Annotated in this window: 5 protein-coding genes; 3 read left to right on the plus strand and 2 right to left on the minus strand. The window is 43.1% G+C overall.

All coding sequences use genetic code 11. The annotated features are described in order from the left end of the window. Positions 1 to 121: 121 nt before the first annotated feature. Entirely contained in the window at positions 122 to 11,761 is an 11,640-nt protein-coding gene (locus HNP76_RS03035; protein ID WP_184657374.1) for a hypothetical protein, read from the minus strand. A 94-nt stretch (positions 11,762 to 11,855) separates the two neighbouring features. After that, entirely contained in the window at positions 11,856 to 12,884 is a 1,029-nt protein-coding gene (locus tag HNP76_RS03040) for an NAD-dependent epimerase/dehydratase family protein (protein ID WP_306790372.1), read from the minus strand. 132 nt (positions 12,885 to 13,016) lie between these two features. On the opposite strand from HNP76_RS03040, the gene HNP76_RS03045 reads away from it, so the two are divergent. The 3 genes from HNP76_RS03045 to HNP76_RS03055 are packed head-to-tail and all read left to right on the plus strand — an operon-like array spanning position 13,017 to position 16,791. After that, the gene (locus HNP76_RS03045; RefSeq protein ID WP_184657375.1) at positions 13,017 to 14,201 is read left to right on the plus strand and encodes a nucleotide sugar dehydrogenase; all 1,185 of its coding nucleotides are present in this window, start codon (positions 13,017 to 13,019) and stop codon (positions 14,199 to 14,201) included. A gap of 22 nt (positions 14,202 to 14,223) precedes the next feature. Then, on the plus strand, positions 14,224 to 15,237 hold the full coding sequence (locus HNP76_RS03050) for a glycosyltransferase (protein WP_184657377.1): 1,014 nt from the start codon (positions 14,224 to 14,226) through the stop codon (positions 15,235 to 15,237). A gap of 42 nt (positions 15,238 to 15,279) precedes the next feature. Then, positions 15,280 to 16,791 (plus strand): amino acid adenylation domain-containing protein, encoded by a 1,512-nt coding sequence (locus HNP76_RS03055; protein ID WP_184657379.1) that lies wholly within the window; start codon positions 15,280 to 15,282, stop codon positions 16,789 to 16,791. Positions 16,792 to 16,801 lie beyond the last annotated feature (10 nt).

Here is a 16,801-nt window from a genome sequence, read left to right on the forward strand (position 1 = left end):
CCTTTGTGACGGGCCTAACGCCTGAATAATCAGGCACCCACAATGGAGGCAAGACGCTGGACTGCGTGTTGCCTTTTCTTTTATATATCCTCCCTGCCGGGGTTGGCAAGGGGGATTTTTTTTACTGCAACTCGGCCTTTTCGAAGTATTGATCGGTCATGTAGCCGAGGATGACCTTGTTGGCGAATGTGCCGGCTGTTGGGACACCACCGGAAACGGTTGCATCGTTCGGGATGTTGGCGGTTGGGATTGTCATACATTCCCAGTTACCGGTGAACTTGTCGTTGACGGCACCGTTACCCAAGGTTGACTTTTCCTGCCAAGCAACCTTGATTGAGTTTGTGGTCTGGTTGGCAGACGTGTTGTAATAGTAGATATACGGAACGCTTCCCTTTACATTGATTGTGATGTTGGTACCGACAGAAAGATATGAATCTACTGTTACGACCTTAACTTTGCTTGTATTAAGTTTGCCATTCCTTTTAGCTTCATCATATTTTTCGATATACGCATATTTCAAGTCGCCGGTAGAACTCTTATAGTATGCAATATGAACACCGCCATCGCCGTCAACTGCGAGGTCAACATACCAGCCTGCATAATCTGAATCAATTACTACAGCGTTTGTCTGCCATGCAGTCTGAGCGGCAGTTGTTTCAGCATTAGGGGAGCCATTATTGAATGTTGTTTTAGCGATGTTTGCTGCCGTATTGTAAGAGAACACAAGCTGACGATTACTTGCATCGTACCAGGCAACTACAGCATCTCCATTACTTGCGTAACCGACAGCCGTGTAAGCACCACCTTTATAGGTTGTGCTGCTGGTTGCGATGAGGTGATAACCTGAAGCAGAAGAGGCATTTGTGCCTGAGTCAGTACCGTTGCCAGACAGATCGTTTGCAATACCACCGGTCATTTTGTCATTACGAGTATATGTGTACTCCTGAGAATAATAATTATAATCACGAGTATAGTATTCTGTTCCAGTTACTGTACCATAACGGAATTTCACATTGTTTGCACTGGCATCGTAGTAAGCCATATAGACTTTTGCAGAACTTGTATTTCCCGAGACAGTTAATTTTGGTCGCTGAACACGATTGATGTTGTATGTACCTGTATCATCATCGGTGTTTGAGATACCACCATAATGACTTAGTTCAAGACGACGCTTATTAGAACCATTATAATAATTGCCCGCTTTATAGCTATTATTATCCGTATTTCCATCAATGAGCTTACCTAACGCCCTTGAGAAAAATGTAAAACTTGTTGCGCTACCACTACTTGTATTTATTCGGTCTGTATTAGTTGCGACTCCATAAATGTTTCCGTCTGTGTCATAAGCAACATTCGTATTATGATATTTATTGTAACACATATCCAATGTCCTATCATCATTCTTATAAGTATTTGTTGAATCTTTATAATACTTATTAATTGCAAACAAGTTTGCTCCCTGGCCGTAGCTGATGTAGTAATTTCCGCTTGGGTCAAACTTCATCATCGGGCTGGTTACATTTGCACCGTGTCCGCTCATTATTGTATCGAACACACCTGTCGTCCACAAGTAAATCTTTACATCATCATTCAAGAGATTGTTTGTGATGCCGTTTGCCTGTGAGTTGTATGCCTTTGTATCATTGTCTGTAAAACTTGGGTCAACATTGTCATTGTTCAGGCTGACAACACCATTTACAGTTACTTTTAGAGAACCTTTTGTCGTTGCATTTGCCGCAGCAACTTTGATGTGTGAGCCAAGTTCAGACTTATCAAGAATCTCCTTGTCTTCTGTATCAGTTTCTACTGGTATAGAAACATCAAGGGCTGTTCCTGTTGTTGCACCATCAGGTGTGAATGTAACCGTTGTTTTTACAGTTTTGTTATTACCAACACCTGTTTCAGACTTATCCAAATTGAAGCCGAACAATCTGAAAGTCTCTGCCTTGTTCACCGAATAGCGTCCTGTTGCAGAGCGGGCGAATTCTTCACCGGCGTTATGAGAAAGTCTTGTGTACAGCTTCGTAATATATGGCACGACATCCATCTGATAAACCGGGACATGGTTCGTCTTTGCATCTGTCATACCAGAAGCCGGATAAGAGTTTGTCGATGTAGCATTTGCAGAAGTAAGGTTGCTCAAGTCTGTTGCAGTTACGGTGAGTTTTACATCTTTTGCGGCTACACCATTTATCTGCTCGGTGTCGATTGTAATCGTCCAGTAGATTTTGTGTCCTTTCTGGCTGAGATAGCAGGTGTCACCGTATTTGCGTGCATTAATTTCTTCGGTTGTGCTTGTCCGGCTGATAGTCCATTCATACTTACCACCCGCAGATACTGCACTTCCAGAGTTACCGCTCAAAGCAGACCAGCCTTCATTAGCAACATATGTCGCATCCGTTGAATTCGGGTTGTAAGTTGCCATTGGAACATTTGCAAAACCTGTGAATGCGGTTTCAGTTGTATTGCCATTTGTTGTTACCGGTCTTGAAAGAGTGAACTTAAGGTTTTGGAGTGTGTGGTCATCATAAGCCGTACCTGTGAATATGATTTTTCCTGAGACTTTCGGGTCACGGTCATATTCTGCGTTTTTATTGGCAGCGGTATTATTTGTAGAGTAAGTACTAGTTGTCATCCAGTCGCTTTCAAGTTCGATGTGACCGTTCGTCTTGCTGTTATTGTAAAGACTGTTATTTTCAGCAGAATCCCAGTAGAACGGATTGATTACAACATTTGGCGGAGTTGCATCCACCAAAGCAAGCGTAAGGTCAGAAATATGGAGTACACAGCTCTGGCTTGCACCTTCATCAGTTGAGTCCCAGAATGTGAACGAAGCATTTACACCTGTTAAGTTTCCGTTTTCAGCAGAAAGTGTTTCTGTAGAAGCAAGGCCTGCTACTTCTTCACTTGTCAAAGTAAAGCCTTTAAGACTTGTAGAAGTATTGCTGCTATGATATGAGACCGTTCCAATCTTATCACCAGCTCCAATCAAAGATGTAATAAGAGCGGCAGTTGTTGCGCTGACTTTTGCGTCTGCTGCTGCCAGAGTTCCCGCACCTGTACCAGAAGCAGGAACAGAATCTGTCGTAGCCGCATCTTTTTTGTAGACCATTGAGATGTCACCATTTCCACCTACGAATTCTGAGATTACGGCAAGTTTATCCTTAATCTGGAAAGCAGAGCCGAAATCCGCAGTTTTAATGCTCTGTTTTTCTTTAACTTCGGTGGTTGCTATGACACTTCTAGTCTGGACACCAGTTCCAACAGAGTATGCGTTATAAAGGTTGTAGCCCACAAATTCATCGGCAGCCCAGACATTATTTGAGTTCAAGTCTGTTCCAAGGAAGACTTTTGCAAGACGAGGAGCCCTGTTTTGAATGTTCATTGAGTAAGTTTTTCCGCTTACATTTCCTGCCGCATCAAATGCGAGGACAACAAGGGCACAAGGACCGTCAGGCATGTTGCTTGAATGGACTGTGGCTTCCCAAGAATAGCCGCTTGAAGAGTTACCTTTAACAGCTTCAGGCATTCCGTCGCCGTCGTCAGGAGAATCAGATTTGAATGTGAAATCTTTTCCAGTGCTGTTCTGAACACCCTCGCCGACAGTATTGTCAACAACCTGAGCATATGGGAAGTAGACTGTCGTGCTGGTTTCAGTTCTAACACCTGTGTCCGTATCGAATGTGACTTTTCCATTAGTAGTGTCAATATCATCAATTCTGCGGAGTACACCGCCAGCTTCGATTAAACCGCCTTTTCGGATATGGCTGTTACCAGTAATGTCTGCAGCAGCTGTCGGAGTGAAGGTATATCCGTCTGCACAAAGTTTACCAGCAACCTCTTTTGAATAAAGATGATATTCGGTACTTTCCTGAGTAAAGGTTCGGTCTGTAAGTCCTGAAATAGCCTCTTTTGAATCAGCCTCTCCAGTCGTAATCATAGGATCAAGTACTACAGGTTTTGTATAAGATCTTCCGTCTGTAGCGTTTGCACGTACATAGTAGAATACGAGCCGCTTGAATCCAGAACCGCTTTCAGTAGCCCTTCCACCGAGTGCATAAATATAGTCGTTATCTTCAACAGCATTAATCTTTACATCTTCTGCTTTATACTCAGCAAGATGATTTGCGGTTGCCGTCGAATCTGAGCCTTTGTAGACAGATTCTATTGTTGGGGCTGTATCGTCCCGGTTGAGATAGTAGACATTTTTGACAGTATTCTCGCCATCTGAAACAGAAACTGTATATGTTTCTGAACGTTCAACTTTAATGAAAAGATACTGTTCTTTTGCCTCATTTGTGTCGCCAGTAACAGTTGAAGCATAATAAGTCGGACTTGAATTCTTTCCTGTTACAGTCGTTTTTGTTGTATCAATGGAACTGTTATCCCTTACCTTGATTGCAAGGTACCAGTCGCCTTTGAGATACATATCGCCTTCATAAACATTTCTTGCCTTTATGTTATTTTCCGCAAGAATTGTAGAAGCAACACAACCTGAACTCGGCTGAGTCGTCTCAAACTGATACATTGTTGCAGTCTGGCTTGGAGCATCATTATCAATGTTGATATTGTACCAAGGAGTCCATGTACCAACCTTTCCCTCTTCATTTACAGCACAGGCACGGAATCTGATATATGTCAATTCATTATTAGCAGGCTTCATTTCCTCCTTGGCGTTAATTGTACAGCTCCATGCGGCAGTCTTTTCAGCCTTAATTCCCCACCAGTCTGCTACGCTTGAAGAATCAGCAAACTGGAAAGTTTTTCCTAAATTCGTCTCAGCAGCAGTTTTTTTATAAACTGTATAAACTTTCTGTCCGTTCTTCGTGAGGCTCTCAATATAGTCTTTTCCAGTCGTGTAGTTTATTGTCGTTGTTGAGCCACTTGTTGTAGCACTTCCTTTATCAATCTGAAGGTAAACAGCGGCCACAGTTGTCGTGCCAGAAGGAATGATTGCACTTCCAGAAATTCTAATTGAGCCAGAGAGAGTTACATGATTTTCTGTTTTACCAGCCGCATTTTTACCATAACTTGTTTCATTCGGATAGATGACTTCAGTCTTCGGTCTGTCTCCATCTGGATTATGCATAAACGTGAAGTCTTTTTTAATAGCGATATTTCCAAGCTTATCCTCCGCCATTACATAGAACGGTAAAGTGTACACTCCGTCAGCAATGTTTGAGCCGGCATAATTTGAATTATCATAAGCAATAAGTTCATTTGAGAGAGTAAACTGCCATGTACTTTCAGATTTACCTGCATCATAAGTGTTGTTCCAGAGAGACTTTCCAGAATCATCTACGAGAAGTGCAAGAGCGGTATCACTCGATCCAGCCTGATCTGTAGATGGAATAAGCCATGCTGTTTTTTCAGTTCCACTTTCTAAATCAATAGAAGTTCCAGAGAAACTGATTTTTCCGGTCAGTTCATCAGTTGATTTAGGAGAAGATATGTTAATGTTTGGCGGTGTGTTGTCAACATTGAATGTCGGTGTTGTATTTCCAGGCAAGTCAGACGTATCCATTGCAACAGCTGTACAAGAAACGCTTCCTGTAGCAAACTGTGAAATATCAACTACATCAGAAATCCATTCTGCAGGAGAATCTTTGCTTTTACCATCCTTTCCATTCCAATTTGAAGGTGTTGAAAGTTCAATTTCTTTTTTAGTTGAATCTGCTTTATTGATTCCACTAATCTTAAATTGCATGCTTGCAATTCCGTTTTCATCAAATGCCTGAACTATAAACCTTACATACTGTTTCTTGCTTCCACCGAGATAAACAGAACCGGAAAGTGACTCGTCGGCAACAGCTGTTCCGGATGCATCCGTAAGAACATTATTTCCAGCCGCATCAGAGAATACTCTTACCTTTGTAGAAGAAACGGTCGGAGCCGTTCCGTCTGACTTATAAGTAATGTATGAGGCATTTGAAACCTTATCCTCTGTCTTGAACTGGAAGTAAGGCTGAGCAAGAGCAGTTGATTTTTCACTGACTAATGTTGCATTTCCAGTATAGAAGACTTTATCAAAATTATCTTTTACATAGAAATAAATCTTTTTTTCTCCGTCGACTGTATCACTAGGTTCAAAAGTCCAGTCACCGCTTGAAACAGTCCATACTTTAAATGAACCAGTATTTCCAGAGACAGTTCCATCTTCAGCAAGAGTAATCGGAGAATCAGATACGATAAATTCCTTTACAACAGCAGTTGAAGAAGCATCATCATCTTTAATTGTACCGCTAATCTGGGCCTTTGTACCAAATTTGAGGATATAAACCGGAGCTGACGCTGTTCCAACATTTGAAAGATTATTAATCTGTACCTTCGGTCTGTCCGAATCCTGAGAGATGATTACGGTCTGTGCGTCTGAATAGCCTGTATTGCCTGACTTATCGACAGCAACGGCTCTGAGCTCGTATGTTCCGTCTTCAAGTGTTGTTGTGTCGAAATCTTTAACTTTGAATGTGTAGTTTCCGGAAAGATTGATTCCAGGAACTTCAGCCCATGCTGATTCGCCATCAGACTTTCTGTACTGGATTCCTGCGATTGCTGTTTCCGGCAGGACGTTTTCATCATTGATTGTACCTTCAAGTGAAATCTTGCCGTTGATTTGGCATCCTGGGATGTCAGTATCCCTGTCTGTCGGTGTCTTAAGTTCTACCGTTGGAACTTTGTTGTCGGCAATGATGCTTGCTACTCCGTAAGACTGTGAGTTACCGGCTCCGGCGTTATCTGTTACGGTGGCAGTTACAGAGAATGTCTGTGATGCTGTGTTTGCAGCAAGGCCAGCAAAAATCTTGTCATTTTTGAGGACTGCAGTCCAAGTCCAAGTCGATACGCCGTTTACAACAGTCTTTGAATCTATTGTGAGGGAACCATATGTTTCCGTATTTTCGAGAGTATCGCCAATATTGATTTTCTTGTTGTTTACAGAAATGACGATATCCCTTACTCCGGCAGCCGCGTCCGTTGCCTTTCCTTTGATTTCGGTTGTAGAGTTGGCTTTTCCGTTTGTATATTTTATTCCCAAATCATCGCCACTTGCCTCAGGAACCTGAGTATCGACATTGATTGATGCATTGAGATATTCTTTGTCTGCAATTACTGAATCAAGAGCAGCATTTCCGGCATTATCGACTGCAACGAGAATAAGATAGTTGATGCCTTCAGTAAATCCGGAAAGGACTGAATCATAGTTACTTTCGATTTCAGTGTAGTATTTTGTTTCACCCTTAGAATTTACGATAGATTCCGAGCTTTCGAGGAAATAGACTTTGTTTCCGGCTTCATCTGTCAGGTCTTTTCCATTTCCGTCCGCATCAAGAGTTCGCTCACCGATTTTTCCGTTATCAGATGTGAAGAATACCCGCTTTGTCTCGATTTTGTCTGCAGCCAGAGGTGCGAAATAGCCTGTATAGCCCAAATCATTGCTTTGACTGTAATTTGCAAGGAATGAGTTTGCATGTCCTTTGAGCGTATCGTAATCCAATGCAGAATTACTGCTGATGACCTTGTAGTAAATCATTGCAAGGCCGGTTCCGTCATCCTTGAAGTTGCCGCGGATTTTGATTGTGTTTGCGTTTCCGTAAGTGTTCTCAGAATATTTTCCGCCGACATCTTCATCTTTCGCAGGAACCCAGCTTGAATCAGAAGAAGAAATGTCATCATTGTTGTTTGAGCCTACTCGGAAATACAAATCCTTGTTTGACTTGTCCATTGCGTGCAGACCTTTCGGTGCAACAGTGTCTACAATAGTAGAAAGATTTGTAATCGAAGCAGTTCTGTCAGCCAAATCAGTAACAGTCAGGTCAAATTTCCATTCACCTTCGCTTTTGAGTGAAGCAGGATTTACTGTAATCGAGAAACTTCCTGATTTTCCGTCTTCTGTGCAGGTATCTGCAAGTGTATAACCGTGCTGGCCTGTTGTTACCTCAGCAAAGTCCGTCTCGCCGAATGGTTTGAAGAGAGCTTTTACTGCAAGTGTCTTTATGCCGTAAGAATCTTCGTAGCTTCCGGCAATTGTAAGAGTCTCGCCCTTCTTGACATATTTTGGAAGGTCGCCCGAAGTTTTTGTGATTTTCGGAGCGCCCAAATCGACTGAAATTCCAGAGTATACGACTGGATCAGTCACGTTTCCAGCGACGTCTTTACCCCAGATTTTGTATGCGAAATTGCCGCATTCTGTGAGAGGAATATAGATATTGAATGATGTTTCAGCTGTTGATTTTGCGGTTCCAGAAATTGGAAGTGGCACTTCTTTTGTTGTTTCACCAATTGTAACAGTTTCTGTTCCGTTCAAATAAATCCATTTTGGCTGGTTATTTTCAAGTTCCGTTGCGTAAGCACAGTAGAGTTCGCTTGTTCCTGTTCCCTGAACGGTGCGAGCCTCATCACCTGTACCCTCTTTGTATTCGTCACACCAGGTTCCGCTTACGAGATAGCGGTTTACCCCATCCTTTACACTGTAGTTTGGATTTGTCTCAATGATTCTTGCACCAGTCTTGACCTTTTCTTCTCCGTCAACGATTTCTCCATCAGCGTTAAGAGTGATTGTCGGTGCCGTTTCATCGATTCCAAGGTTTACTGTAACGATTGAATACTGACCGTAAATATCTGTTGCAGTGATTTCAAGCTTAAAGCTTTCGCCCTGTTCTTTTTCCGGCATTTTGTTGATTATGCCGCTCCAGTCGTACACTTCGTTTACGGCTTCTTTATTTATAACGACGGTTTCAAGATTAACCAGTGGCTTCTTCTCCTTGTCGCCAGACTTATAAACAAAGCCTGTGATTGTCGTTCCTTCGCGTTTTGAGACCGTTCCCTTTACGCCGCCGTCAATTCCGTTGGCGCGGGAAACAAATGTTCCGTTCTGTGGATTTGAAAGATTGAGGGTTGGAGCACCAGAGTCTACGGCAATAAGGAATGGCCCCACAGTCATGATGCCTGTAGGATTGTTCTGGTCAGTGTTGATTTCAGAGGCAATGAAGTCGCGGGCAACGACTTTTACCTTGTAGCCCCCTTCTTCCTCAGGGAGGACATAGTTAAGGGCTGCCGAAGTCTTTTTCGGAGTTTCAATCCTGTTTGCTTCAGCGGCGAATTCATCGTCCTCCTTGCAGATGAAAATTTCATAGCTTGCAATATAATCATCATCGCTGACGGAAATTGAAAGCTTGTTGTTGTTTGTAGTTCCGAAGAGGTTTGAATTTACATTGATGCCTGATTTTGCAGTAATTTTTGAGTCGGCGTTTCCAAGAGTAATCTTCGGTCTGTTGGTTTCCTGGTAAATTATCAAGTCTTTACCGTCATTGCTGTCGCTTGAAGAATAATTTCCTTCATTTCCGACGGTATCGATTGCCGTTACTACGATTTTAGCCTGGATAGGCTGATCTTTTTCGATTTTTTCTTTTGAGATGAAGAATTTTGTAATCAGTTCAGTGTCGATTTCCTGGTTAATCGTGTAGATTCTTCCGAGTGAACCGTTAATTTTGCCTTCCGTAAAGGTCTTCAATTCATTGAGGATTGAGTCTTCGGCAGTCAGAGTCTTTTCAAGGTCAGTGCTTGCCCAGATGTCGTATTTGACTTCAGTAAGGTTAGGCTCTTCGATGCTTCCCTTGAGTGAAACGCTTCCGTTGATATAGGTATTTTCGTCCCCTGCACCGAAATATTCAGCACCAGAAACGACTGGAGTAACAGAAGTGATTCTTACGACCGGTTTTGTGGTATCAATATGAACACTGCGGGTCATTTCATATGTAAGGGCTGAAGTACCTGTTACCTTGATATTAACGGTATACATGTACATGAGGCCTTCTGCTTCTGCCATGATTTTCTGATAGGCTTCACCGCAAAGTGACGGAATGAAAGTCCAGAGGTTTGTATGAGTCTGCTCATCATAAACACAGCTCAGGCCGCCGGCTTCTGTCCATTGATTATCTGAATCACCTGTTATTGTAATCTGAATTGAGCCAGGGACTTTCTGGCCAGTGCTTTCATCAGAAACTGTGAGTGTAGCCGTGATTTCACGCAAGGTCATTCCGGCATTGTTTTCTGTAGCCGTACCTGTAAATACAAGCTTGTCAGTCTCTGAGCCTTCGCTGTATTTTGAATTTGCGAAATATGAAAGTTCTTTTGGTGAAGTGAAGTTTGCGCTTGGCGGAACGGCAGAAACCGTACCCATGAAACCATAATTCTTTGTCTGAGAAAGTTTTACACCGTCCTTATCACAGCCAGTAACAACGATTGCATAGTAGGCGTTGGCTTCGATGTAGTTGCTGGCAGGAAGACTTGTTGAAAGAGTTACCGTTTTATCTGATGAACTCGTGTCCTTAGAATTGTCGAGAAGGAGCTTCCAGCCGTCAATTACGCTAAGCTGGGCCTCAGCTTCTTTTTGAGCATCTGAATTTGAAGATTCGACTGCATTTGACAAATTAATTTCAAGCTCGCTGACTTTTGTAACGAGATCTGCAATGCTATTGTTGAGGGCTTTTTTTGTGATGTGGGCCTTATCGGCATCAATAATCTTTTTGATGTAGACTTTAAGGCTCTTTGGATCGATGTTAACCTGGTCAAGACCTGCATTTACGATAATTGTAAGAGGCTGCTCGCCCATAGCCTTGTTGGTGCCGGCAGCGATTGCAGTGCCAGCTTCGTTGTAATTAAGGTTGAAGCCCGAAATAGCGTAAGTCGGGTCAGCATTTGGATTGAGTGAGAATGAAAGAGAGTTGTCTTCTATTTTAGTTGTATCTTTTGCGAAATTTGCAAGAGCCGTGCGGACCTGATTTACAGAAAAGTCTTTAAGGCCCTTACCCTTGATTGAATCATCGCTTGCAGTACCGTTAAGAACTGAGCGGAAGTCATTTACAGAAAGGCCGGCACCCTTCTTGGCACTCATGTAGTCTTCATAAACATCATCATAAAGATAGACGACAGAAGTTGAGTTGCCGCCTTCGCTTCCGCTGTCACCGGGATTTTTGTATTCCTTTGTAGAATCAGCAATTGTGATTGTGCAGGAATAGATTTTGTTGCCTGAAGAATCAGCATCCTCGCTGTAATCGTAGATTTCTTTGTAGCGTTTGTTAACTTCGTCCTGACCGTCGGCAATATAGCGGGCAATTGTAACGCTTGTTCCGCCTGTTGTAGAAATTTCCTGCTCAGAATATGGATCGGTTGAAACAAGATTTCCATTTTTATCATAGACTGTGACATCCATGGTAGCAATGCTGTGGTCATCGGCAATAGTACCGTCAATTGTGAAAAGAGAACCGTATTTAGAAAGGGAACCGTTTGAAACAAAAGCTTTTCGATCGACGCCCGGCTTTGTGATTACGAAGACAGGCGGAGTATTGTCGATGTCAAACTGGCGTGAACTTACGCCGGAAGACCTGCCGCTCTTATCGTAGGCAATCGCCTCAAACTGATATTTACCGTCCGGGAGATCAAATCCGGAATCATTTTCCTTGTTGACGGAAAGTTCCCATGTGAGTGAATTGTTTACGTTGGCAAGAGATTTTCCGTAACTCACACCTGTATCAAGGTTCTTTATTGACACCTCGACACGGGAAATACCTTTATCGTCGGAACATGTTCCCGCAAAGACAAAAGTGCCCTTAACAGCCGCAGCTGCAGGAGGATATTCAATAGAAAGTTTAGGAGCCTCAGTATCTACAGTAGAACCGAGACCGGCACTCTCGCCACAAGAAGCAAGGGCGAGCAAAACAAATGCAATAAAACCAGCAGCAAAAATTTCAGTAAATCTTTTCATGTCGCACTCCATATTCCATGATTTAAAGAGAAAAAACTTTATCTTTATATTATCGGCACTTTTTTAATTTTGTAGACTTTTTGTTATGATTACTTTAATGTTTGTTATAATAGCCCTTGTACCACGCTGCAAATTTTGCAAGGCCGTCGGATAACGGGGTGGCAGGCTTGAAGCCGAAATCACGCTGCAGGTCAGCGACATCAGCATAGGTCTGATAAACGTCACCCGGCTGCATTGGCAAGAGTTCTTTTTTGGCAGGCTCAGTGATGATTTCCTCTTTTAAGAGGCATTTTTCGAGGGTCTCAACGAAGTACATGAGGCTCTCCGGATTGTTGTTTCCGATGTTGTAGACTTTGTAAGGCGCTCCGTCCTCGGTTTCAGCTGGAGTTTTCTGCATTACATTGAGGATACCTGTTACGATGTCGTCAATGTAAGTAAAATCGCGGTACATGTCTCCCATGTTGTAAATCTGAATCGCCTCGCCTTTTACCAGTTTGTTGGTAAATTTAAAATATGCCATGTCCGGCCGGCCCATTGGTCCGTAAACGGTAAAGAAGCGCAGTCCGGTGCATGGAATTTTGTAGAGTTTGGCATAGGCATGGGCAAAAAGCTCATTTGATTTTTTGGTCGCAGCATAGAGGGAAACAGGATTATCGACCTTATCCTCGGTTGAATACGGAACTTTTTTGTTGGTGCCGTAAACGCTTGAAGAAGATGCATAGACCAGGTGCTCTACAGGATAATGCCGGCAGAGTTCCAGAATCGTGTAAAAGCCCAGCATATTTGAATGGATGTAGGCGTCAGGATTGTCGATTGAATAGCGGACGCCAGCCTGAGCCGCAAGGTTCACCACGACGGAGATTTTATTTTCTGAGAAGATTTTTTCCATCGCGCTTCTGTCGGCTATATCGGCCTTGATGAAAGCAAAACGCTCCCCAAAGGAAGAAAGCATTGAAAGACGCTCTTCTTTGAGGGAAATGTCGTAATAGTCAGTTATGCAGTCAACGCCGATGACACGACAGTTCTTTACGGACTCAAGGATTCGTTTTGTGAGAAAGCTACCGATAAAGCCTGCCGCACCAGTGACAAGCAAGGTCTTGTTTTCCAAATCAATGTTCTTCATATCCGCACATTATAGCATAAAAAGGAATCTCTTTCAATTTTCATCTTTTTCTTTTAAATTTAACATATTGCTGATTGTTGGAATTGACAGTAAAATAGAAAAAACTTAACTCTTGTGGAGAATTAAATCATCATGAAAATTGCAGTCGCAGGAACCGGATATGTAGGTCTTTCAAACGCCATTCTTCTTGCACAAAACAATGAAGTTTATGCCGTTGACATCATTCAGGAAAAGGTTGATTTAATCAACAGCAAAAAGTCTCCAATCATCGACAAGGAAATCGAAGAATATCTCGCCACTAAAAAACTCAACCTCACGGCAACCACAGATGCAGAGTCCGCATACAAGGACGCTGATTTCATCATCATATCGACTCCGACCAACTACGACCCGGAAAAAAACTATTTCGACACTTCAAGCGTTGAGGCCGTAGTTGAAATCGTAAAAAAGACAGGCTCAAATGCAACAGTTATCGTAAAATCAACAGTTCCGGTCGGCTATACAGAAAAACTCCGTGCCGAAACAGGCTATAAAAACATGCTCTTCTCGCCGGAATTTTTGCGCGAAGGCCATGCCCTCTACGATAACCTTTATCCCAGCCGTATCGTTGTAAGCTGGCCAAAGGATTCACCAGAGCTCAAGTCCAAGGCAGAAAAGTTCGCATCGCTTTTAAAAGAAGGTGCCATCAAAAAGGAAATCGAAGTTCTCTACCCCAACTGCACTGAAGCCGAGGCAATCAAGCTCTTTGCAAACACTTACCTCGCCCTGCGCGTAGCCTTCTTCAACGAACTTGACACCTATGCCGAAGTCCGCGGGCTTTCAACAAAATCAATAATCCAGGGAATCTGCCTTGACCCTCGAATCGGCGACTTCTACAACAATCCTTCCTTCGGATACGGCGGCTACTGTCTTCCAAAGGACACCAAGCAGCTTCTGGCAAACTACCGGGACGTTCCTCAAAATTTGATTCAGGCTATCGTCGAGTCAAACACAACCCGCAAAGATTTTATCGCCGACACAATCATCGCAAAGCATCCTAAAGCCGTAGGCGTCTACCGACTCACAATGAAGGCAAACAGCGACAATTTCCGCCAGAGTTCCATTCAGGGTGTAATGAAGCGCATCAAGGCCAAGGGAATTCCGGTCATCGTATACGAGCCCACCTACAAAGGCGAAGATTTCTTCAACTCAAAAGTCACAAAAGACCTGGAATCATTCAAAAAGGAATGTGATGTCATCATCGCAAACCGCTACAGCGAAGAACTTGCCGATGTAAAAGAAAAAATCTTCACACGAGACCTCTTCTCTAGAGATTAAAAATAAAAAAGGTGAAAACTGAATGAAATATGTTTATGTTTTAACATCCACACCAAAAGATTTGTACTACGAGCAGGCTTTGATGTCCGCTTACTCACTCAGAAAGACAAATCCTACGGCTCAGATTATCGTTCTTGTCGACAACAAGACCAACGCAAGCTTTACCGAAGAAAACAAGAGGACCGCCCTCAAAAAATACACCAGCCAGATCATCAGCATTGATTTTGCAGACGACGTGCCGAATGTAGACCGTTCCCGCCTCATCAAGACGGCAATTCCGGAATACGTTTCAGGTTCCTTCCTTTATATTGACTGCGACACGATTATCTGCGGCGATTTAAGCGAGATTGAAAAAGAAGAAGCTACAAGCGGCGGTGTTCTTGACGGTCACTGCATGCTCGACGAACACATCCACAAAAAATATTTTCTCGCCCGCGACAAAAAACTCGGCTTTTCAGGCACAAAAAAACTTGGCGCCAACATCAACGGCGGCCTGATTCTCGCAAAAGCCGAAACCGAAGAGCAGAAAGCCGAGACAAAGGAACTTTTCAAGCAATGGAACGAAATCTGGAAATACTCAGCCTATAAAAAGCACGACAAGCACGACCAGAGCGCCCTCAACGAAGCAAATTACCGCACCGGCTTAAAGATGAAATTCCTGGACGGAAAATGGAACTGCCAGCCAAGCCACGGCGGACTTGCTTTTTTAAAGGATGCAAAAATCATTCACTACTATTCAAGTGAGTTCTCTGGCAAAAACTACATTCCATATTATAAGCTTGCCGACAAAGCCCTTCAGGCCCGCATCAAGGAAGCCGGCGACATCCCCGAAGACATAAAAGCAATGATTGACCAGCCGAAATTCCAGTTCAATCCGGTACATTTAATCAACGACTCGCGGATTGTAAGCATAATGCAGTCACCGCTCACCTTCACCCTCGCAGACATCAAGTCTCACTGCCCGCCATTGTTCAATTGCATGGAAGCCATTGTTGGCGGACTGAGGGGACTTGCGAAAAAAGTCAAATTTTTTTAATTTGATTGAAGCAATAAAGGAGATTCACTAAAATACATATATATGACACGCTTAGTAACTGATTATCTTGACAACTCCGTAAAAAACTTTCCAAACAAAATTGCATTCGCAGATGAAAAACGCGAACTTACATTTAATCAACTTTATACTGAAAGCCGTAAAATCGCACAGGTGCTTATTGACCGCAATGTCTTCAAGTCTCCTGTCGTTGTTTACCTTGAAAAATCCGTTGAAGTAATTTCATGCTTTATGGGTGCGGCTTATTCAGGCAATTTCTACACTCCGATTGACGTCACAATGCCGGAAAGCCGTGTCTCAAAAATTATGGAAACGCTTGCGCCTTCTCTTATCATTACTGATTCAGCTCATCAGGATGCAGCAAAGGCTTTTGCCGGAAACACAGAAGTCCTGCTTTACGAAGAGATTCAGAAAGGAAACAGTTCTGACGAAGCAATTGCAAAAACACTTTCGCGTATTGTCGATACCGATGTCCTCTATATTCTTTTTACCTCTGGTTCTACGGGAACTCCAAAAGGCGTCATCATCAACCAGAAGGCTGTAATTGACTATGCCGAATGGGTAACTGAAACCTTTGACATTTCAAGCGAAACAGTTTTCGGCGAGCAGGCTCCATTCTACTTTGACAATTCAATTCTTGACATCTATCAGACGCTCAAAAATGCCGCTACATGCTATATCATTCCTCAGAAATTCTTCATGCTGCCTAAAAATCTTTTCGGCTTCCTTAACGAAAAAAAGGTCAACACGATTTTCTGGGTTCCTTCGGCTCTCTGCATCATGGCAAACCTCAAGGCTGTAGACAAATTCCCTGTTCCTACTCTGAAAAAGATTCTTTTCTGCGGCGAAGTCATGCCTAACAAGCAGCTCAACGTATGGCGAAAAAGCTATCCTGATGCACTTTATGCAAACCTTTATGGACCGACGGAAATCACCGATGTATGTGCATATTACATCGTTGACCGCAAATTTTCCGACGATGAAAGCCTCCCGATCGGATTCCCATGCAAAAATACAGACATCATCGTTCTTGATGAATCAGACAAGCTCGTTCCGCCGACTCTTGCAGACGTAAAGGGCGAGCTCTGTGTCCGAGGCACATGCAATTCACTCGGCTACTACAATAATCCAGAGAAAACAAAGGCGGCCTTCGTTCAGAATCCTCTGAATAAGGTTTACAGCGAAATCATATACCGCACCGGCGATGTAGTTCACTACAATGAGCGCGGTGAAATCATGTATGACTGCCGCAAGGATTTCCAGATTAAGCACATGGGGCACAGGATCGAACTTGGAGAAATCGAAACCGCAATCAGTGCAGTTGAAGGCGTTGAACAGAACTGCTGTCTTTATGACACAGAAAAAAGCAAAATCGTAATGTTCTACACAGGTTCGATAGAAGCTCAGTCCGTAGTCGACGCGATTAAAGAATCCGTTCCTGACTACATGATTCCAAATAAAAAAGTTAAGCTCGATAAAATGCCGATCAACCTGAACGGCAAAATTGACCGGGTTGAACTCAAAAAAATGCTTTAAATACAGGAGA

The sequence above is a fragment of the Treponema ruminis genome (assembly GCF_014201975.1).
GTDB lineage: Bacteria > Spirochaetota > Spirochaetia > Treponematales > Treponemataceae > Treponema_D > Treponema_D ruminis.

Bases quoted from the DNA above. Each gene is read 5' to 3' on its own strand.
- HNP76_RS03035 (WP_184657374.1), bottom strand. From the start codon at position 11,761: ATGAAAAGATTTACTGAAATTTTTGCTGCTGGTTTTATTGCATTTGTT.
- HNP76_RS03040 (WP_306790372.1), bottom strand. From the start codon at position 12,884: ATGAAGAACATTGATTTGGAAAACAAGACCTTGCTTGTCACTGGTGCG.
- HNP76_RS03045 (WP_184657375.1), top strand. From the start codon at position 13,017: ATGAAAATTGCAGTCGCAGGAACCGGATATGTAGGTCTTTCAAACGCC.
- HNP76_RS03050 (WP_184657377.1), top strand. From the start codon at position 14,224: ATGAAATATGTTTATGTTTTAACATCCACACCAAAAGATTTGTACTAC.
- HNP76_RS03055 (WP_184657379.1), top strand. From the start codon at position 15,280: ATGACACGCTTAGTAACTGATTATCTTGACAACTCCGTAAAAAACTTT.